Origin of the sequence: Streptomyces sp. NBC_00654, from assembly GCF_026341775.1 — a bacterium.
GTDB lineage: Bacteria > Actinomycetota > Actinomycetes > Streptomycetales > Streptomycetaceae > Streptomyces.
Window position 1 is genome coordinate 2,198,424 of the sequence record NZ_JAPEOB010000002.1, and the last position, 19,153, is coordinate 2,217,576.

Here is a 19,153-nt window from a genome sequence, read left to right on the forward strand (position 1 = left end):
ACGGCGGGCCGTCCGCCCCAGCCGTCGAAGCCCCCGGTCACGGAGCCGTAGGGCGAGGCCGGAGGGTGGTGCCAGGTACACCCTGCGGCGGGTGGCCCGACGGCTGACGCCCTGGGCGTCGCCGGGGTGAGACTGTCCTGTGACCGGGACCCGCTGGGGTCCGGCGAGGGGAGAGGACACCATGAAGGCGATGTCGCGGCGGATACGGCCGCCGATGCTGGCGGCGGGGCGCGGGCTCTTCCTCGCCGTCGCCGGTCCGGTGGGGTCGATCACCCTGTTCGTCCTGGCGGTCCTCTCCATCGCCTTCATCGTGCTGGGCATCGGCCTCCTCACCACCCCGCCGGTGCTCGAAGCGGTGCGCAGGCACGCCAACCAGCGCCGGCTGTGGGCGGTCACCTGGTCGCAGGTCCGCATTCCGGTGCCGTACCGGCCCTTCCCGCCGGACCTCCGCCCCGGCTTCACCGGACAGGTGGAGCGCACGACGCTGATGCTCAAGGACCCGGCGACCTGGCGGGACCTCCAGTGGCTGCTGGTCGACATGACGGCCGGCACCGTCGTGGCCTCCCTGTCCGCGGGCCTGATGATCTACCCGGTGGAGTCGCTGGTCCTCGCGGCGGGCCTGTGGCGGGTGTTCCGGGACGACGCGTACTGGTACGGATTCGTTCCGGTGGACAGCCAGGCGTCCGCGCTCGCCGCCGTCGCGCTCGGTCTGGTGCTCTTCGCCGTCGGGCTGAAGGCGAGCGAACCGCTGCTGCGTCTGCACTTCGTGCTCGCCCGCTCGGTCCTCGCCCCCACCCATGACCAGGAGCTGGAGCGGCGTATCGACCGGCTCACCGAGACCCGGCACGAGGCGGTGGACACGGCCGCGTCCGAACTGCGGCGCATCGAGCGGGATCTGCACGACGGCGCCCAGGCCCGGCTGGTCGCCATGGGGATGAACCTGGGCACCATCGAGGCGCTCATCGAGAAGGACCCGGTCCGGGCGAAGAAGATGCTGGCCATGGCCCGCGAGTCCTCCGCGGAGGCCCTCACCGAGCTGCGCGATCTCGTACGGGGCATCCATCCGCCGGTGCTGGCCGAGCGGGGGCTGGGCGACGCGGTGCGGGCGCTGGCCCTGCGGCTGCCGGTCGAGTCCGAGGTGAACGTGGAACTGGCGGGGCGCGCCGGGGCTCCCGTGGAGTCGGCGGCGTACTTCGCGGTCAGCGAGACCCTGACGAACGCGGTGAAGCACTCGGGGGCGGACCGGCTCTGGGTGGACCTGGATCACGCCGGGGGGATGCTGCGCATCTCGGTCACGGACAACGGCCGGGGCGGTGCGGCGATCGGTCCCGGCTCGGGGCTGAGCGGAATCGAACGGCGACTGAGTACATTCGACGGCGTACTGGCCGTCAGCAGCCCCGCGGGCGGTCCCACCATGGTGACCATGGAGATTCCTTGCGAGTTGTCCTAGCCGAAGATCTCTTCCTGCTGCGCGACGGTCTGGTGCGCATGCTGGAGGCCTATGACTTCGAGATCGCCGCGGCTGTGGAGACCGGGCCCGAACTGACCCGGGCCCTGGCCGAGTTGGAGCCGGATGTCGCCGTCGTCGACGTCCGGCTCCCGCCGTCCCGCACGGACGAGGGCCTCCAGTGCGCGCTGGCCGCCCGGCGGGCGCGGCCCGGACTGCCGGTGCTGGTGCTCTCCCAGCATGTGGAGCAGCTGTACGCCCGCGAGCTGCTGGCGGACGGCGACGGCGGTATCGGCTATCTGCTCAAGGACCGGGTGTTCGACGCGGACCAGTTCATCGACGCGGTCCGCCGGGTCGCGGCGGGCGGTACGGCGATGGATCCGCAGGTCATCTCGCAGTTGCTGTCCCGCCGTTCGCAGGACAGGCCGATCGGCGGCCTGACCCCGCGCGAGCGCGAGGTGATGGAACAGATGGCGCTGGGCCGTTCGAACGTGGCGATCGCCTCGCACATGGTGATCACGGAGCGGGCGGTGGCCAAGCACACCTCGAACATCTTCGGGAAGCTCGGCCTGCCGCCGTCGGACGACGACAACCGCCGCGTTCTCGCGGTGCTCGCCTATCTCGACCGGGGCGGCTCCTGAGGGCGGTTCCGCGAGCGGCTCCTGAGGGGCGGGCCCGGGAGTTCAGTGGCGGGCCACGGCCAGGCTGACCACGTAGGTCTCCTCCACCACACCGTCCGGGAAGATCTCCGACAGCAGCTCGCGCTCCCGGGCGAGGAAGCCGCCGACCGCCTCCGGGTCCGCGACCAGGAAGTCGGAGTAACTGCCGACGTTGCCCAGGTGCACATCGAGCGGCACGCGCCGGCTCCAGGGCAGCAGGCGCGTGTCGAAGGAGAGACCGTCCGGCAGGGTCGCCCGGAACCGGACCCGCGCGTCGCGGGGGGTCTCGGCGGCACCGAAGAACTTCCGCATACGGGCGTCCTGTTCACCGATCCACGACACCGTCGGGTCGGAGTCGTTCCACCACAGGGCGAGCGCCCCGCCGGGCCGCAGGACCCGGCGGGCCTCGGGGACCGAGCGGCCGGTGTCGGTCCAGTGCCAGGCCTGGGCGTAGGTGAGCAGGTCCATGGAGTGCGACCGCAGCGGCAGATGGTTGCCGTCGCCCCGGACGAGGGGCACTTCGGGCAGCCTCCGGCGGAACTCCTCGGCCATCCCGTCTCCGGGCTCCACCGCCGTGACGCGGGCGCCGTGCGCGTGGAGCAGCGCGGTGCCGAGCCCGGTACCCGCGCCGATGTCCGCGACCCGGGCACCGCCCAGTCCGAAGCCGGCCAACTCCTCGACCGCGCCCAGGAGCGCGGGCGGGTACGAGGGCCTGTTCGCGCCGTAGGCGGCGGCCGCGGCGTCGAAGGAGCGCGCCTGCGAAGTCTTTGTCATACGACCATCATGGCCCGGCGCCCACGGCCCCGGCGAAGGTTCTCGGACCGGCGCGCGCCCCGGCGCCCACGGCCCTGCGGGGGCTCGCGGCAGGGCCCGGCGCGACCGCGTACGGGAAAATCCCCGCACGCCTCTGTTCCCCCCGCTTACCCGTCAGTACATTGACAACATGTCTAACACGCAGCCAGCGGCGGTCGCGTCGGAGCGGACGCCGCTCAAGGCCCGCCAGGTCTCCTTCGCCTGGGAGAAGACTCCCCTGCACTGGGTGCCGGGCGACCCGTTCACCACGCACACCATCAATGTGCTCCATCTGCTGCTCCCGGCCGGGGAACGCTGGTTCATCCATGTGTACCGGCAGATCCTTCCCTATATCCATGACGAGCGACTGCGCCAGGACGTCATCGGGTTCATCGGCCAGGAGGCCGTGCACTCGCAGGCCCACGACGAGGTACTGCCGCATCTGAAGAAGCTGGGCCTCGACCCCACCCCGTACACCGCGCAGGTCGACTGGTTCTTCGAGAAGCTGCTCGGGGACCGGACACTGCCGCCCGGCCGGGCGTCCAAGTGGTGGCTGATGGAGCGGGTCGCGACCATCGCGGCGATCGAGCACTACACCGCGTTCCTCGGCGACTGGGTCCTCAACGCCGAGGCCCTGGACCGGCGGGGCGCCGACCCGACGATGCTGGACCTGCTCCGCTGGCACGGCGCCGAGGAGGTCGAGCACCGGTCCGTCGCCTTCGAGGTGTTCATGCATGTCGACGGCGGCTACCGGCGGCGGCTGCGGACCTGGGCGACGGCGTTCTCCGCGCTGATCTTCCTGTGGCAGCGCGGCGTCCGCTTCTTCATGGCGAACGACCCGAGCCTGCTCGACGGCAAGGCCTCGTTCAAGGCGTTCCACGAGAGCGGCAGGCGGGGCACGCTGCCCAGCACCGGTGCCATCCTGCGGTCCGTCCCCAGCTACCTCAGCCGGTCCTACCACCCCTCCCAGGAGGGCAGCACGGCCCAGGCCGTCGACTATCTCGCCACATCGCCCGCGGCCCTGGCCGCCGAGGCCCGTACGACGGGAACCCGCTGAACCATGGCCCTGCCCCGTCCGCGTACCGTCGCCCTGGTCGCCGGCGCCGCCCTGCTCGCCCGGCGGGCCATGCGCCGGCGCATCGCGAAGTCGCCGCTGTGGCCCATGCCCGCTCTGGCCGAACCCACATCGGGCCAGTCCGGTCGGCGCTCCACCACCACCCGGCGGCTGCTGATCACCGAACGCACCCCGGTCGCCGACGGGGTGCTCCAGCTCCGGCTGGAGGGTGCCGGGCTGCCGCCCTGGGAGCCCGGCGCCCATCTGGACCTGCTGCTGCCGTCCGGACTGGTACGGCAGTACTCCCTCTGCGGCGACCCCGCCGACCCCGGGGCGTACACCGTGGCGACCCGGCTGGCCGAGGACGGCCGGGGCGGGTCCCGCGAGGTGCACACCCGGCTCCACGAGGGCGAGGAGGTCGAGGTCCGGGGTCCCCGCAACCGTTTCCCGCTGGCCGACGCCCCCGCGTACGTGTTCGTCGCGGGCGGCATCGGGATCACCCCGATCCTGCCCATGCTGCGTGCCGTCGCCGCCTCCGGTGCCCCCTGGCGACTGCTGTACGGGGGCCGTTCGCGGGCCTCGATGCCGTTCCTGGCCGAGATCGAACGGCTCGGCGCGGACGGCGGCCGGGTGAGCGTCGTCGCGCAGGACGAGGCGGGCCACCCGGACGCCGCCGCGTTCCTGGCGGACGCGGCACCCGGCACGGCGGTCCACTGCTGCGGCCCCGAACCCCTGATGGACGCGGTCGCCGCCGCGCTCCCGGACGGCTGCACCCTGCACCTGGAGCGCTTCGCCCCGGCGGCGTCCGGCACGGCGGGCACCGGCTCCTTCGAGGTGGAGCTGCGCCGCTCGGGCCGTACGGTGAAGGTCGAGGCCGGACAGTCCGTGCTCGCCGCCGTGCGCGAGGAGCTGCCCCATGTCCCGTACTCCTGCGAGCAGGGCTTCTGCGGGACCTGCCGGCAGCGGGTCCTGGAGGGGGGGATCGACCACCGCGACGAGCTGCTCACGGACGGGGAGCGGGAGGACTCGATGCTGATCTGTGTCTCGCGCTGCCGCGGCGAACGGCTGGTGCTGGACCTCTGAAGGCTGCCGCGAAGTCCCTCCCGGCCAGGTCCGGGAGGGACCCCCGCGATCTCTGCGACCGGCCACGGATAGGCTGTTGGCATGACGACCGGGGTACGGCGCAGGATGGGCGTCGAGGAGCGCAGGCAGCAGTTGATCGGTGTCGCGCTGGAGCTGTTCAGCCACCGCTCCCCCGACAAGGTGTCGATCGACGAGATTGCCGCCGCCGCGGGCATCTCGCGACCGCTGGTGTACCACTACTTCCCCGGCAAGCAGAGCCTGTACGAGGCGGCGCTGCGGCGGGCGGCGGACGAGCTGTCGGCCCGCTTCCTGGAACCGCTCGAAGGCCCCCTGGGGGCACGGCTGTTGAGGGTCATGGGCCGGTTCTTCGACTTCGTCGACGAGCACGGTCCGGGCTTCTGGGCCCTGATGCGTGGCGGGCCCGCGGTCGGCTCCTCGACGGCGAACGCCATGATCGACGGGGTGCGGCAGGCGGCGTACGAGCAGATCATCACCCACCTCGGGGTGGAAGTGCCGCCCGCCCGGCTGGAGTTGGTCGTCCGGTCCTGGGTGTCGCTGGCCGAGTCGACGGCGCTGATCTGGCTGGACGGCCGGCGGGTGCCGCGCGCGGAGCTGGAGCGGCAGCTGGTGCACGACTTCGCGGCGCTGGCCGCCGTCAGCGCCGCGTACGACCGGGAGATGGCGGGCATCGTCCTGCGGGTCTTCTCCCAGGAGCCGGCGGACAGCCCGTTCGCGGAGCTGCTGACGCGGCTCGCCGCCCTGGCGCCCGCCGTGCCGCCCGTCCCCCCGCAGCGACAGCCCTGAGGACCGGCCGACGGTCCCCGGGCTTCCCCGGACTCCCCCGGACTCCCCGGCGTCAGCCCTTGCGGTACGAGGGGTCCAGGTCGCGCGTCTCCGCCGAGACATGCAGGTCCTGTCCCCCGGCGGGCTTCACATAGCCGTGCAGCAGGTCGAGCACAGAATCGGCCAGCCGGCCCTTGAGCTCCGGACTGCGGCCCGCCAGCATCGCGATGGCGATGTGCACGATCACATCGCCGGTGGGGGCGTCGCCCACCACGGACTCCTCGACCCGGCGGAATCTGGTCTTGCAGTTGGGTACTTCCGTGCTGACCGTCTCCGCGATCAGCGGATGCAGGGCGAGGGCGAAGCCGCGTCGGTCGAAGGCGTCGTCGAGCCCGGCGGAGTAGTCGACGGTGATCTGCGGCATCAAGCGCTCCTGAGTGCGGTGGGTGAGTGCGGTACGGGGCGTACGAAGGCCGGGTCCGTCCGGCGTACCGGCCCCGCCGCCCGACCCCACCCTGGCGTGATCGCCGGACCGGCACAAGTGGCGCCCGGCCGTCAGTCGGGCTCGCTCCGCAGAGCCGCCGCGAGCCCCACCTCCGCGTTGTCCGCCTGCCCCCGTTCGAAGGCGCGCTGGTAGGCGGCGTCGCCGACGGCGGCCCGCGCCTGCCGTTCGCAGGCCTCGCGGACCGGGCCGAGCTCCGGGGTGCCGCGCTGCGGGTGGCCGACCATCCGCCAGTACGCCTGCCCGGTGCCGTACACCCTGGCCGCGCGGGCGCCCGCGCCCTGGGCGGCGATCGCGGCGGCGAGGATGTCCAGCCCCAGGGCGATGCCGAAGCTGTCGCGGAGCCGGTGCTTGCCCACGAGCATCGACCGGGCGTGCGCGGCGGACTCCTGCGGGCGGTCCTGGAACAGGGCGATCAGGGCGAGCTGGTAGTCGACATAGGACCGGGTCCAGTACTCGTCGCGCGCCACGCAGGCGGCCCGCAGGAACGCGGCGGCCTCCGAGGCCTCGTCGAGCCTGCCCGTCGCGGTCAGGGCGAACAGGGCGACGAGGTGGCAGCGCAGCCGGTAGGCCGATTCCACGGGGGACGCGGAGGTGTCCCGGAGCACCTCCGCGACCGCGTCGAGGGCCGCCCCGGGCCGCCCGGTCATGAGGTGGGTGAGGCCGGACAGATAGCCGGCGCTGAGGACACCCTCGTCGTCGGCATCCGCCGCGGCCACGGCGGCGCAGCGGGCGCCGAGCCGCTCGGCGGTCATGAAGTCGCCCTGGAGCAGGGCCGCGACCCCGTGCACCCACTGGAGCCTCGTCCGGTCGGGTCCGCCCGCCGGAGCCGCCTCCAGGGCCCGCCGGGCGTAACCGCGGGCCTCGGACAGATGCCCGCAGCAGGTCCAGAAGAAGCCGACCCGGCCCGTCATCTCCTGGGCCGCCGGGACATCGTGGGCCAGCAGGTGGTCGAGCGCGGCGCACAGGTCCATATGGGCGTCGGCGATCCGGTGGTACCAGGAGACCTGCTCGCGGCCGGTCCAGCCGGCGTGGGCGCTGCGGGTGAGAGCGAGGAAGCAGGCGGCGTGCCGGTCGGCGGCGGCCCGTTCCTCGCCGAGTTCGGCGAGCCACATCCGGCCGTACTCGCGCAGGGTGTCGAGCATCCGGTGCCGGTCCCCGTCCCGCTTCACGACGGACTTGGCGACCAGGCCCCGCAGCGCCTCGCCGACGCCGTCCGGGGTGAGCGGGCCCGCCGCGCAGACCTCCCGGGCGGTGTCCTCGTCGAAGTCCGTGCGCAGGGGGGTCAGCCGGGCCCACAGGAGGCGCTCCAGCGGGGTGCAGAGTTCATGGCTCCAGCCGATGGTGGTGCGCAGGGCACGGTGGCGACGCGGCGAGAACGAGTCGTCGTTGAGGGTGTCCAGGCGGGAGCCGAGCCGCTGGGCGATCTGTTCGACGGAGTGCGCCCGCATGCCCGCGGCGGCCAGTTCGATGGCGAGCGGGATGCCTTCGAGGCGGCGGCAGATCTCGGCGGCGGCCGCCGCCTCGCCCGGTGCGTCCAGCCTGGCTCCGGGGTCGGCGGTGCGCGCCCGTTCCCGGAAGAGGCGTAACGCGTCGGGGGCTCCGTCGACGGGCAGCGGCGGGACCTCCAGCACGTGTTCGCCCCGGGTACCCAGCGGCTGCCTGCTGGTGACGAGGACGGTGAGGCCGGGCGACGTGGTGAGGATCTCCCCCAGCAGATGGCCGCACGAGGTGCGCAGGTGCTCGCAGGAGTCGAGGACGAGCAGCAGCCGCTTGTCGATGAGCCATTCGCACAGGGCGTCGACGGGCATCCGCAGGGTGTGGTCGGCGAACCCGACGGCGTCGGAGACGGTGGGGATCAGCGGCCCCGCGTCGTAGAGCGGGGACAGATCGGCCCACCAGGCTCCGTCGGGGTGGCGCTCCGCCGCGAGCCGGGCGCCCCGGAGGGCGAGCCGGGTCTTGCCGACGCCGCCGGGGCCGATGAGTGTGGTCAGCCGCCCGGTGGCCAGCGCGCGTTCCAGCCGGGCCAGTTCGGCCTGCCGTCCGACGAAGCTGGTCGTCTCCTCGGGAAGGTTTCCCACCATGGTCGATCATCACCGTCCGGCGCGCTGGAGCAGGGGTCCGCCGGTGAGGCAGCGGACGCCCGGCAGCGCCGCCCCGGGGCCCCGGCCGGCCCGGCCGCGGCGCCGTCTCCCCGGAGGGAGAGGGAGTCGCGGCAGGGCCGTGGGACCGGGGCGGATGCGCACGGTGTCCAGCTGTTGTGCGGCGCTTCGCCGACGTCTGCCGTCACCGTAGCCCTGTGGGCGTCAGCGCGCCGAGAAGACGGCGACCGTGCGCCCTGGGACGGTGAAGCTGCCCGATTTCCCGTCGTACGAGGCCTTCTTGACGGTAGGGTCCGCACCCGTCGCCTGGACCGGGTGCAGGGCGTAGGACGCACCGGCGAGGGCGGGGACGCGCTGGTTCGCGGTGCCGGGCGTGGCGTTGAGGACGACCACGAGCGGGCCGAGGCGCATCGTGATCACGCCGGGTGTCTCGTCCTTGCCCGAAAGCGGGAAGGACAGGGCTGCCTGCACCTGCCCGGTGGTGGTGAGACCGAACGCCTTCTCGGTGGACCGGATGGTGAGCAGGTCCCGGTACGCGGCCGCGGCGCCGTCGATCTGCGCGCAGCCCGGGGTGATCGCGGGCGAGGCGAGCAGGGGCTTCGCGTAGGACCACTTGTCCTTGTTGTCGGCGGCGGGCGGCAGGCCGCGCCCGAAGCCGTTGCCGTCGCGGCAGTCCCAGTGCAGGGCGTTGAACCAGTCGCCGCTGTCGTAGGAGTTGCGGTCCAGGGACTTGGAGCGCAGCCGGTCGGTGCCCGCCTGGGAGAGCGAGGGCCCCTGGGACAGGGTGGAGACCGCCATGGCCAGCACCTGTGCCCTGGCCCGCTCGGCCGCCGGGGTGCCGGCCGGGAGCTTGAAGGCGAGCGTGTCGTAGAGCGTCTCGTTGTCGTGGGCGTCGGAGTAGGCGAGGGCCTCACCGGGTGCGGCGGCGTATCCGGCGGGGGCGCCGTTGTAGTCGACGGCCGAGCCCTTGACGGTGCGGCCGGTGGTGTCGGTGAAGGTGTAGTCGGCGAGGCTGCCGGTGAGGCCGACCTTGATCAGGTCCTGGTAGTGCAGGAGCCGGGCCCGCTGTTCGGCGGTGGTGCCGTTGGCCGGGGAGGTGTTGGGGTCGGTGTAGAGGCCGGTGGCGAAGCCCTGCACACCGGGGTCCTCGTCGAAGGGGCTGCCGCCGCGCACGGCGTCGCGGGCCCGGTCGGAGAAGGTGGCGACCCCGGTACCGGCCATGTTCTTCTGGGTGGCCTGGACGAAGCGTGCGTCGTCCGCGATCTCGCCGAAGTTCCAGCCCTCCCCGTACAGGATGATCTTCTTGCCGTCGACGCCGTCCTTCGCCACCGTGAGGGCGTCCAGTGCCTCGCGGACGGCGACGATGTTGGCCCTGGGGTGGTGTCCCATCAGGTCGAAGCGGAAGCCGTCGACCTTGTACTCCCTGGCCCAGGTGACCACCGAGTCGACGACGAGCTTGCCCATCATGGTGTTCTCGGGGGCGGTGTTGGCGCAGCAGGTGGAGGTGGCGACGGTGCCGTCCTCCAGCAGGCGCTGGTAGTAGCCGGGCACGATGCGGTCGAGGACGGACTTGTCGTCCTGGCCGGAGGCGACGGTGTGGTTGTAGACCACGTCCATGACGGTGCGCAGTCCGGCGCCGTTGAGGCCCTGCACCATCCGGCGGAACTCGACGGTGCGCCGCGTGCCTTCGGGGTCGGAGGCGTAGGAGCCCTCGGGGACGGTGTAGTGCAGCGGGTCGTAGCCCCAGTTGAAGGCGTCCTTCGCGGCGCTCTTCGCGACGCAGGCCTGCTGTTCCTCGGAGTCGGGGGCGTACACGGACAGGTCGCAGCCGGGCCGGCTCCGGTCGGACTCCTTCTCCGGGATCGTCCCGATGTCGAAGGCGGGCAGCAGGTGCACATAGCCGGTGCCCGCGTCGGCGAGCCGCCGCAGGTGCTTCATCCCGTCGGACCGGGTGTCGGTGAAGGCGAGGTACTGGCCGGGGTGGGACGAGGTGCGGTCCGAGACGGAGAAGTCCCGGATGTGCAGCTCCTGGATCTGGGCGTCGCGCAGCGGGGTGGCGGCGGGTTTCCTCAGGGCGGACCAGCCGCGCGGTGCCAGCTTCGGGTCGTCGAGGCCGACGACGAGGCTGCGGGCGGAGTCGGTGGTCAGGGCGGTGGAGTACGGGTCGGTGACCCTGTTGGTGACGGTCTTCCGCACGGTGGGTGCCCAGACCCGCACGGCGTACCGGTAGGGCTTGCCCTGCCAGCTCTTCTTCCCGGTCACCGACCAGACGCCGGTGCGGTCGTCGCGCCGCATCGGGACGGTGCGGCCGTCGAGTTCGAGGGAGACCGTACGGGCGGTGGGCGCCCACACCGAGAGCGTGGGCGTGCCGTGCCGGAAGACCGGTCCGAGGGCCGCGCCGCTCGCGTGCCTCCCGTACAGGTCGTCCAGGACTCCGGCGGTCTGCACCCCGGTGGCGGCGAGCAGGGCGCCGTTCGCGGCGCGCTGGGTGGCGATGAGCTGGCCGCGCAGGGACTCACGGACCCGGTCCCGGTCGCGGGCGTCGATGCTGAACGCCGGGAAGTCCTTGAGGTGCGGGTACTTCGCCCTCTGCGCGTCGGTGAGGGCGGTGGTACGCAGCCGCAGCCACCGGCCCTCGTCGGAGAGCGCGCCGTCGACGACGGAGATGCCGCCGTCCTTCGCGTACACGAGCTGCTGGCTGGTGGCCTCGGTGGCCTTCACCTTCCACACGACGGTGCCGGAGTCGATCCACTGGGCCTCGGCCCGGGTGAGGTCGGGGGCGGGGACGCCGCCGGCCTGCGGCAGCAGGTATCCGGGCTGTCCGCCGAGCATCCAGACCTCGTGCCCGTGGGTGGCGAGGTCCAGCGACTGGTCGCTGGGGAGGTCCTTCTCGTCGCCCTTGTGCAGGATGTAGCTGAGCGAGGTGGCGCCGTCGGTGAGCGGGACCTCGAAGGTGACTCCGTAGGAGTCCTTCCTCACCGGCCGGAGCGGCTTGGCCCAGTCGGTGGGGTTCTCGGCCCCGGTCCAGGTGTGCAGCCCCCAGCCGTCGTAGTCGCCGTCGGCCCGGTGGTAGTTGAGGACGGCCTTGGTGGTGTCCTGGCCGGGTGCTTCGGGGGCCTCGGTGCGCTGGCCGTCCTTGCCCTGCTCGATCCAGACCTGTCCGGTCCGGGCGAGGTCGACGGTGCGCTGCGGGCCGTCCGCCGTACCGGCCTTCTCGACCGTGTACGGGAGCGAGGACGCGCCTTCGCCGAGCTTGATCCAGGCGAACGCGCCGTGGGCGTCGCGTCCCGTGAAGTCCGCGGTGGCGTCGCCGGACTTCAGCTGCCAGCCCTCGTAGTCGCCGTCCGCGCGCCGGTAGTGGACGACGGCGTAGTCGCGTTCGACGGCGACGGGCTTCTCCGCGGGAGGCGCCTGGCCCGCCGTGGTCGAGGCGAGGGCACTGGCCGTGCGTCCGGCGCGGTCGATGACGACGGCCTTGTACCGCAGCGGCGTCCCGGCCTTCACCGAGGCGTCCAGGTGCTGGGTGACCTTGTACGGGGCGTGGTCGGCGGAGCCGAGGGTGCGCCACGTGCCGTTGCCGGTCTGCGCGGCGAAGACGACCCGGTCGAGCTGTCCGCCCCCGGTGCCGGCGGTCAGCTCGACGGTGCCGGTGGCTCCGGCGGCGGGCGCCTTCAGGGTGATCGTCGGCCTGGCCTCCGGGGAGCCGAGCGGCCTGTCGGCGCGCAGCACGACGCTGGAGAGCGCGGGCACGGTGACAGTGGCCTTCTTGTCGCCACCGCTGCGGACGGCACCCGAACCGCCGTACAGCGTCCGGAAGTCCATGTGCGCGGAGGCGGTGGGCAGCTCGACGGTGCGCGGTGCGGTGCCGTTGTTGGAGGCGACGAGGTACTCGTAGGGCCGCTCGGTGGCCGTACGGGAGAAGGCGTACACGGAGCCTTCCGCGTAGCGCTCGGTCTGTACGCCGTCGCGCAGCGCGGGGTGCTCCTTGGTCAGCCCGGCGAGAGCGGCGATGGAGCGGTAGACCGGGTGCCCGGTGTCGTACGCGTCCGTGGCGTGCGTACGGTCGGTGCCGATCAGGTCGTCGTCGAGGTAGTCGGCGGCCTTCGAGGCGAAGAGGGGCTGGCGGGCGTCCTTGTCGCCGCCCGCGCCGGTGAATCCCTGCTCGTCGCCGGAGTAGATGACGGGGTTGCCGCGCGAGAGGAACATCAGTTCGTTGGCGAGGCGGGCCCGCTTCAGCAGTTCGGCGTCGTCGGCCTTCGGGTTGTCCTGCTTCAGGAAGGTGCCGATCCGGCCCATGTCGTGGTTGCCGAGGAAGGTCACCTGCTCGTAGGCGTTGGCCTTGTCGGTGGTGTACCGGTAGTCGTCGCGGTACACGGCGGCGAGCTTCGAGGCCGGGGCGCCCTGGGAGGCGTACCCCCTCGCGGCCTCCTGGAACGGGAAGTCGAGCGTCGCGTCCAGCCGCCCCCGGGTGACATAGGGCGAGGTGATCGCGGTGTCGGAGGAGTACACCTCGCCGAACATGAAGAAGTCGTCCCGGCCGCGCCGGGCGGCGTAGGTGTCCAGCGCGGTGGCCCACTGGGTCCAGAAGTCCAGGTCGACGTGTTTGACGGTGTCGATGCGGAACCCGTCGATATCGAAGTCGCGGACCCACTTCTCGTAGATCTCCGCCATGCCGTCGACGACCTCGGGCCGCTCGGTCCACAGGTCGTCGAGCCCGGAGAAGTCGCCGTACTCGGCCGACTCACCGGCGAACGTCGAGTCGCCCCGGTTGTGGTACATCGTGGGGTCATTCAGCCAGGACGGCTTCTTGGTGCCCGCGTTCACGGTGGTCTTCGGGGTGTACGGGAACGTGTCCCGGTCGGCCTTCGCCATCTTCCGGCTGTCGTCGAACGGGCGGCCGTCCCTGTCGAGGTAGGGGTAGGCGCCCTTGGGCTTGTAGCCGTACTCCTTCTCGGCGTAGTCGACGGTGTCGGCGGTGTGGTTGGTGATGACGTCGAAGAAGACCTTCATGCCCTTGGCGTGGGCCTTGTCGATCAGCTTCTCCAGGTCGGCGTTGGTCCCGAAGTGCGGGTCGACCTGGGTGAAGTCGGTGATCCAGTAGCCGTGGTAGCCGGCCGAGGCGTCCTTGCCGGTGCCCTGCACGGGCCGGTTCCTGAAGATCGGGGCCAGCCAGATGGCGGTGGTGCCGAGGCCCTTGATGTAGTCGAGCTTCCCGGTCAGGCCCTTGAGGTCGCCGCCCTGGTAGAAGCCCTTGTCGGCGGGGTCGTACCCGGTCTCCAGGCGTGAACCGGTCAGCCCGCCCCGGTCGTTGGCCCGGTCGCCGTTGGCGAAGCGGTCGGGCAGTACGAAGTAGAACTGCTCGCGGGTCAGGTCGTGCCGGGCCGGTTCCCGGGCCAGCGCGGCGTCCGGGGGCGGGGCCGGGGCTCTGGACGGAGCGGCCGCCGAGGCCGCCGGTACGACGGGCAGCAGCGCCGCGCAGAGTGCTGCGACGGCCCCCCGCCGGAGGGTGGTTCGGGACACGGGCGGGTACTCCTCGGATTCTCTGCGGTGGGAACGGGGTGGGGCGCGTGGGGGGGGCCTGAGGAATGTGGGGGCCTGAGGAATGTGGGGGCCTGAGGAATGGGGGCGCCGCGTGGGCGGGTCGCCCGCGGGGCGGTTCTCCTGCGGGGCAGTTCTCCCGCGGGGCGGAGTGCCGGTGGGGGCGGGTTCTCCGGGCGGGCCGGGAGCGCACCGCCGTGCGCCCCCGGCCCGCCCGGAAGTCGTGGTCAGCCGCGCCAGACGTCGCCGGTCAGCGCCGACCTGCCGGAGGCCGGGACGGTGGCGGTGCGGTTGGCGCCGTTCTCCCAGGTGACGTTGCCGCTCGCCTCCTTGCGGAGGTACTTGTACGCGAAGGACGTACCGGCGCCCAGGTCCACATCGAGCTTCCAGACGGGATACGTGGCCGGGTCGAGCTTCAGCGCCTTCGCGGGGTCCCAGGCGCCGAGGGCCTGCTGGTCACCGGTGACGTAGATGTTCTGGCCCGGCTGGGTGATGGCGTTGACGCCGAAGGAGGCGCCGGACTGCCCCGTACCGGGGTCGGTCGGGCCCGTGCCGCCGCCGGAGCAGGTGCGGGCGCCCGCGTGCAGGGCGACGGCGGTGTTGGATCCCAGGGTGGCGGTGAACTGGCCCGATCCGTTGACGGTGACGCCGTTGCCGGACTGGATGTCGCAGTAGTCACCGGCGGGCAGCGAGGTCTGGAACGTACGGGTCAGGGCGGAGCCCTCGTGGTTGATGGCGACGTACGCCTTCGAGCCCCGGCCGAACGCGATCCGGTCGCCACCGTCGTCCCACCAGTTCGAGACGCCCTGGCCCCGTGCGGCGTTGCGGAAGCCGACCATGGAGGAGATCTCGCGCCAGGCGTGCTGGCACTTCCAGCCGTCGCTGTAACAGGCGTTCACCTGACCGCCGTTGGGCGGTCCGGCGTCCTTGTCGGACCACTCGTAGCCGGAGTGGACGTCCGGGGAGCCGTAGGGCCAGGCCAGCATGAACACGCTGGCGAGGGTGTAGTCGGCGCCGTTCTTGTAGGTCAGCGTCTCGCCGTTGCGCTCGGTGTCGTGGTTGTCGACGAAGACCGCCGACTTGCCCGACTCCATGAAGCCCCAGCCCTCGCCGTAGTTCTTGAGGTTGGCGAGGTTCTCGTTGAGGAACGTCTGCTTGAGGCCCCGGGCGTAGCGGAATTCCTGGACGTCGCCGGTGCCGAGGTACTCGGAGGGCGAGACGGCCTCGCCGCCGCCGTAGATGGCCTCCTGCTTCCAGTAGACACCGGGGTTGTTCAGCCGCGACTTGATGGCCGCGAGGTCACCGGCGGGCATGTGCTTGGCCGCGTCGATCCGGAAGCCGTCGACGCCGAGGGAGAGCAGGTCGTTGAGGTACCCGGCGATCCTGCCGCGTACGTAGTCCTCGCCGGTGTCCAGGTCGGCCAGGCCGACGAGTTCGCAGTTCTGTACGTTGCCGCGGTCGCCGTAGTCGGTGATCGGCGACTGGCAGTCGTTCATGTCGTTGACCGAGTACAGGCCCGGGTAGTCGTACTTGGAGTACGAGGACCCGCCGGTGCCCGTGCCGGAACCGGCCGACATGTGGTTGATGACCGAGTCGGCCACGACCTTGACGCCCGCGCCGTGACAGGTGCTGACCATGTTCGCGAAGGCGGCGCGGTCACCGAGCCGCCCGGCGATCCGGTAGCTGACGGGCTGGTACGAGGTCCACCACTGGCCGCCCTGGATGTGCTCCTGGGGCGGCGAGACCTGGACGAAGCCGTAGCCCGCCGGACCCAGGGAGTCCGTACAGGCCCTGGCTATGGAGTCGAACTTCCACTCGAACATCACGGCGGTGACGTCCTTGTCGCCCGGCCCGGCGGCCTGCGCGGCGCCTGCGGCGCCGAGTTGGGCGGGTACGGCGAGGACGGCGGCGCCCGCCACGAGGGCGAGCGCCGCGGACAGCGGTCTGCGTGCCATGTCATTCCTCCTGCGGTGGGGGAAACGCGGGTGACGATGCAGCCTCACGTGACAACGCGCCGTGCCCTGAAGGCTTCTGAAGGTTCTTGCTGCAAGAATGCAAACCTTGCCGCGGAGCAGACCGTACGAGCCCGCCAGGCCCGGGTCAACCCTTTGGACATCCCCCGCACACATCCAGGAAATCCGGCAGTTTTCTGCCTGCAAGGTCTTCCGCAAGATATTGCGCGAGTGTTACGTTCCTCCGGACTCCGGTCCGGCCGGCCGGGGGTCCCGGCCGCTTCGGCGCACCGGGCCCCACGCGCCCGGCCGGCCGGGCCGGTCACGGCAGGAGAGGCACCCGGGGCCGCTCACTCCCCGCAGGCCCGTCCGGGCCGGCTCCGGTGCCTCTCCTGTACGTGGGGACTTCTCCCGCGACGGCCCGCACCCCGGGGTGTCCGCCGCCGCCGGCCTCACCCGGCGCGTACCACCGCCGCGGTCGACCCCCGTACCACCAGCTCCGGCTGGAACACGTACTCCGTGCGCTGCACCGGGCTCCCGCCGATCTCCTCCAGCAGCGCGCCCACCGCCGCCGCCGCCATCGCCTGCACCGGCTGGCGCACGGTGGTCAGCGGCGGGTCGGTGAACGCGATCAGCTGCGAGTCGTCGAAGCCGACGACCGAGACGTCGCGCGGTACGTCGAGCCCCCTCCCCCGGGCCGCCCGCACCACGCCGAGCGCCATCAGGTCGCTGCCGCAGACGATGCCGGTACAGCCCAGGTCGAGCAGGGCGCCCGCCGCGACCTGGCCGCCCTCCACGCTGAACAGCGTGGAGCACACCAGGAGTTCGGCCTCGGCGCGGGACAGACCCAGCACCGAGACCGACGCGTCGAGGAAGCCGTCGCGCTTGCGGCGCGAGGGCACATAGCGCTGCGGTCCGATGGCCAGGCCGATCCTGCGGTGCCCGAGGTCGGCCAGATGCCCGACGGCCATCCGCACGGCGGCGGAGTCGTCGGGCGAGACGAACGGGGCGCTGATCCGTTCGTTGTAGCCGTTGATCAGGACGAACGGTACGCCGCGCTCGGTGAGCGCGGCGTACCGTGCCGGGTCCGCCGACAGGTCGGCGTGCAGCCCGGAGAGGAACACGATGCCGCCGACGCCCCGTTCGACGAGCTGCTCGACGAGCTCGTCCTCGGTGGCGCCGCCCGGCAGCTGGGTGCAGAGCACGGGGGTGTAGCCGTGCCCGGCCAGGACCTGTTCGACGGACTGCGCGAACGCCGGGAAGATCGGGTTGGTGAGTTCGGGTGTCACCAGCCCGATCAGGCCCGCGCTGCGCTGCCGCAGCCGTACGGGCCGTTCGTAGCCGAGGATGTCGAGCGCCGCGAGCACCCGCTGACGCGTGGTGTCCGCGACGCCCGGCTTCCCGTTGAGCACCCGGCTCACGGTCGCCTCGCTGACCTCGGCCTGTCCGGCGATGTCGGAGAGCCGGGGGGCCGCACCGGTCCTGGGCGCGGGCAGGGTCACACCGTCCACCACACGGTGCTGTCCGCGGGCAGGACGGCCTCGGCGCCGTCGACGGTCACCGGGGCGCTGGACAGCAGCACGCTGCCGCGGGCCGCCATCCGTACCGGGGTGCCGGTGGTGTTGACGGTGCAGACGAAGCCGGGCCGGCCGAAGACCAGGACGCCCTCGGGGGCCTCCAGCCACTCGACCGCGGTCCCCGCACCGAGTCCCGGGTGTTCGCGGCGGGCGGCGATCGCGGAGCGGTACAGCTCCAGCGTGGAGCCCTCCACGCCGGCCTGAGCCTCGATGGAGAGCTCGCCCCAGCCGGCGGGCTGCGGCAGCCAGCTGCCGCCGCTGCCGAAGCCGTACGAGCTGCCCTCGCGGGTCCACGGGATCGGCACCCGGCACCCGTCGCGGAAGCCGTCCTGGCCCTGCGCGCGGAAGAACGACGGGTCCTGGCGGACCTCGTCGGGCAGGTCCGTGACGTCGGGCAGGCCGAGCTCCTCGCCCTGGTAGACGTAGGCGGAGCCGGGCAGGGCCAGCATCAGCAGCGTCGCCGCGCGGGCCCGGCGCAGGCCGAGCTCGCGGTCTCCCGCGGTACGGATCTGGGTGCCGAGGCCGGGCGGGTTGGCGAAGCGGGTGGAGTGCCGGGTGACATCGTGGTTGGAGAGCACCCAGGTGGTGGGGGCGCCGACCGGCCGCATCGCGTCCAGCGAGGTGTCGATGACCTTGCGGAGCTCGGCGGCGTCCCAGGCGGTGGACAGGTACTGGAAGTTGAAGGCCTGGTGCATCTCGTCGGGGCGCACATAGTTGGCGGTGCGCTCGACGGTGGGGGTCCAGGCCTCGGCGACGGCGATCCGCTCGCCGGGGTACTCGTCCAGGATGGTGCGCCAGCTGCGGTAGATCTCGTGCACGCCGTCCTGGTCGAAGAACGGCATGACGTCGTTGCCGAGCAGCTTGAGCTGGTCGTGGCCGCCGAGGTCCGGCAGGCCCTCGGCCTTGACGAGACCGTGGGCGACGTCGACGCGGAAGCCGTCGACGCCCATGTCGAGCCAGAAGCGCAGGATCGAGCGGAACTCGTCGGCGACGGCCGGGTGTTCCCAGTTGAAGTCGGGCTGCTCGGGGGCGAACAGGTGGAGGTACCAGTCGCCGGGGGTGCCGTCGGGGCCGGTGGTCCGGGTCCAGGCGGGGCCGCCGAAGATGGACTCCCAGTCGTTGGGCGGGAGTTCGCCGTTCTCGCCCTTGCCGGGCCGGAAGTGGTAGCGGTCGCGCAGGGCGGAGCCGGGGCCCTCGGCCAGGGCGCGCCTGAACCACTCGTGCCGGTCGGAGGAGTGGTTGGGCACCAGGTCCACGATGATGCGCAGGCCCAGGTCATGGGCGTCGCGGATCAGGGCGTCGGCGTCCAGGAGGCTGCCGAACATCGGGTCGATGGCCCGGTAGTCGGCGACGTCGTAGCCCGCGTCGGCCTGCGGCGACGCGTAGAAGGGGCTGAGCCAGACGGCGTCGACGCCGAGGTCCCTGAGGTACGGGAGCCGGGCGGTGACGCCTGCGAGATCGCCCATGCCGTCGCCGTTGCCGTCGGCGAAGCTGCGTGGATAGACCTGGTAGATCACCGCGTCCTGCCACCAGCCGGTGCGGTGGCCCGGGGCGTCGTCGGACGTGCCGGTGGAGGGGGCAGCGAGGTGCTGGGTCATGTCGTCCCTGGGGTGTCTGGGTGGGGAGCGGCGCCGGGACCGGGTCGGGGGTCCGGCGCCGCCGTG

Annotated in this window: 12 protein-coding genes; 5 read left to right on the forward strand and 7 right to left on the reverse strand. The window is 72.3% G+C overall.

Annotated features, from left to right (window positions below; genetic code table 11):
* Window positions 1–181 precede the first annotated feature (181 nt).
* Complete coding sequence (locus OHA98_RS30030) at window positions 182–1,450, forward strand: sensor histidine kinase (RefSeq protein WP_266930093.1); 1,269 nt, start codon at window positions 182–184, stop codon at window positions 1,448–1,450.
* On the forward strand, window positions 1,435–2,088 hold the full coding sequence (locus OHA98_RS30035) for a response regulator transcription factor (RefSeq protein WP_266930095.1): 654 nt from the start codon (window positions 1,435–1,437) through the stop codon (window positions 2,086–2,088). The genes OHA98_RS30030 and OHA98_RS30035 overlap by 16 nt, the downstream gene beginning before the upstream one ends.
* A gap of 42 nt (window positions 2,089–2,130) precedes the next feature.
* On the opposite strand, the gene OHA98_RS30040 is transcribed toward OHA98_RS30035, so the two are convergent.
* Window positions 2,131–2,880, reverse strand: a complete 750-nt coding sequence (locus OHA98_RS30040) for a class I SAM-dependent methyltransferase (RefSeq protein ID WP_266930097.1) — start codon at window positions 2,878–2,880, stop codon at window positions 2,131–2,133.
* Between the two features lie 169 nt (window positions 2,881–3,049).
* On the opposite strand from OHA98_RS30040, the gene OHA98_RS30045 reads away from it, so the two are divergent.
* The 3 genes from OHA98_RS30045 to OHA98_RS30055 all read left to right on the forward strand — a co-directional run bounded on the left by OHA98_RS30045 (window position 3,050) and on the right by OHA98_RS30055 (window position 5,839).
* Window positions 3,050–3,955, forward strand: coding sequence for a metal-dependent hydrolase (locus tag OHA98_RS30045; protein WP_266930098.1), 906 nt, complete (start codon window positions 3,050–3,052; stop codon window positions 3,953–3,955).
* Window positions 3,956–3,958: 3 nt separating this feature from the next.
* Window positions 3,959–5,035, forward strand: a complete 1,077-nt coding sequence (locus OHA98_RS30050) for a PDR/VanB family oxidoreductase (RefSeq protein ID WP_266930099.1) — start codon at window positions 3,959–3,961, stop codon at window positions 5,033–5,035.
* 81 nt (window positions 5,036–5,116) lie between these two features.
* Window positions 5,117–5,839 (forward strand): TetR/AcrR family transcriptional regulator, encoded by a 723-nt coding sequence (locus tag OHA98_RS30055; RefSeq protein ID WP_266930100.1) that lies wholly within the window; start codon window positions 5,117–5,119, stop codon window positions 5,837–5,839.
* Between the two features lie 52 nt (window positions 5,840–5,891).
* On the opposite strand, the gene OHA98_RS30060 is transcribed toward OHA98_RS30055, so the two are convergent.
* From OHA98_RS30060 to OHA98_RS30085, 6 genes are all read right to left on the reverse strand, one after another.
* Window positions 5,892–6,242, reverse strand: coding sequence for a 5-carboxymethyl-2-hydroxymuconate Delta-isomerase (locus OHA98_RS30060; protein WP_266930101.1), 351 nt, complete (start codon window positions 6,240–6,242; stop codon window positions 5,892–5,894).
* A 131-nt stretch (window positions 6,243–6,373) separates the two neighbouring features.
* Window positions 6,374–8,404 carry an NB-ARC domain-containing protein gene (locus OHA98_RS30065; protein WP_266930102.1) on the reverse strand — a complete coding sequence of 677 codons (2,031 nt, stop codon included), beginning with the start codon at window positions 8,402–8,404 and terminating at the stop codon, window positions 6,374–6,376.
* Between the two features lie 222 nt (window positions 8,405–8,626).
* Window positions 8,627–13,942 (reverse strand): pullulanase-type alpha-1,6-glucosidase, encoded by a 5,316-nt coding sequence (gene pulA / locus OHA98_RS30070; RefSeq protein WP_266930103.1) that lies wholly within the window; start codon window positions 13,940–13,942, stop codon window positions 8,627–8,629.
* Between the two features lie 245 nt (window positions 13,943–14,187).
* The gene (locus tag OHA98_RS30075) at window positions 14,188–15,915 is read right to left on the reverse strand and encodes a carbohydrate-binding module family 20 domain-containing protein (protein WP_266930104.1); all 1,728 of its coding nucleotides are present in this window, start codon (window positions 15,913–15,915) and stop codon (window positions 14,188–14,190) included.
* 449 nt (window positions 15,916–16,364) lie between these two features.
* Window positions 16,365–17,426 (reverse strand): LacI family DNA-binding transcriptional regulator, encoded by a 1,062-nt coding sequence (locus OHA98_RS30080; protein ID WP_266930106.1) that lies wholly within the window; start codon window positions 17,424–17,426, stop codon window positions 16,365–16,367.
* Complete coding sequence (locus tag OHA98_RS30085; RefSeq protein WP_266930107.1) at window positions 17,411–19,087, reverse strand: glycoside hydrolase family 13 protein; 1,677 nt, start codon at window positions 19,085–19,087, stop codon at window positions 17,411–17,413. The genes OHA98_RS30080 and OHA98_RS30085 overlap by 16 nt, the downstream gene beginning before the upstream one ends.
* Between the last annotated feature and the right edge of the window lie 66 nt (window positions 19,088–19,153).

Excerpts from the sequence above, each read along its gene's own strand:
- OHA98_RS30030 (WP_266930093.1), top strand. The coding sequence starts at position 182 with ATGAAGGCGATGTCGCGGCGGATACGGCCGCCGATGCTGGCGGCGGGG.
- OHA98_RS30040 (WP_266930097.1), bottom strand. The coding sequence starts at position 2,880 with ATGACAAAGACTTCGCAGGCGCGCTCCTTCGACGCCGCGGCCGCCGCC.
- OHA98_RS30045 (WP_266930098.1), top strand. The coding sequence starts at position 3,050 with ATGTCTAACACGCAGCCAGCGGCGGTCGCGTCGGAGCGGACGCCGCTC.
- OHA98_RS30050 (WP_266930099.1), top strand. The coding sequence starts at position 3,959 with ATGGCCCTGCCCCGTCCGCGTACCGTCGCCCTGGTCGCCGGCGCCGCC.
- OHA98_RS30055 (WP_266930100.1), top strand. The coding sequence starts at position 5,117 with ATGACGACCGGGGTACGGCGCAGGATGGGCGTCGAGGAGCGCAGGCAG.
- OHA98_RS30060 (WP_266930101.1), bottom strand. The coding sequence starts at position 6,242 with ATGCCGCAGATCACCGTCGACTACTCCGCCGGGCTCGACGACGCCTTC.
- OHA98_RS30065 (WP_266930102.1), bottom strand. The coding sequence starts at position 8,404 with ATGGTGGGAAACCTTCCCGAGGAGACGACCAGCTTCGTCGGACGGCAG.
- OHA98_RS30075 (WP_266930104.1), bottom strand. The coding sequence starts at position 15,915 with ATGGCACGCAGACCGCTGTCCGCGGCGCTCGCCCTCGTGGCGGGCGCC.
- OHA98_RS30085 (WP_266930107.1), bottom strand. The coding sequence starts at position 19,087 with ATGACCCAGCACCTCGCTGCCCCCTCCACCGGCACGTCCGACGACGCC.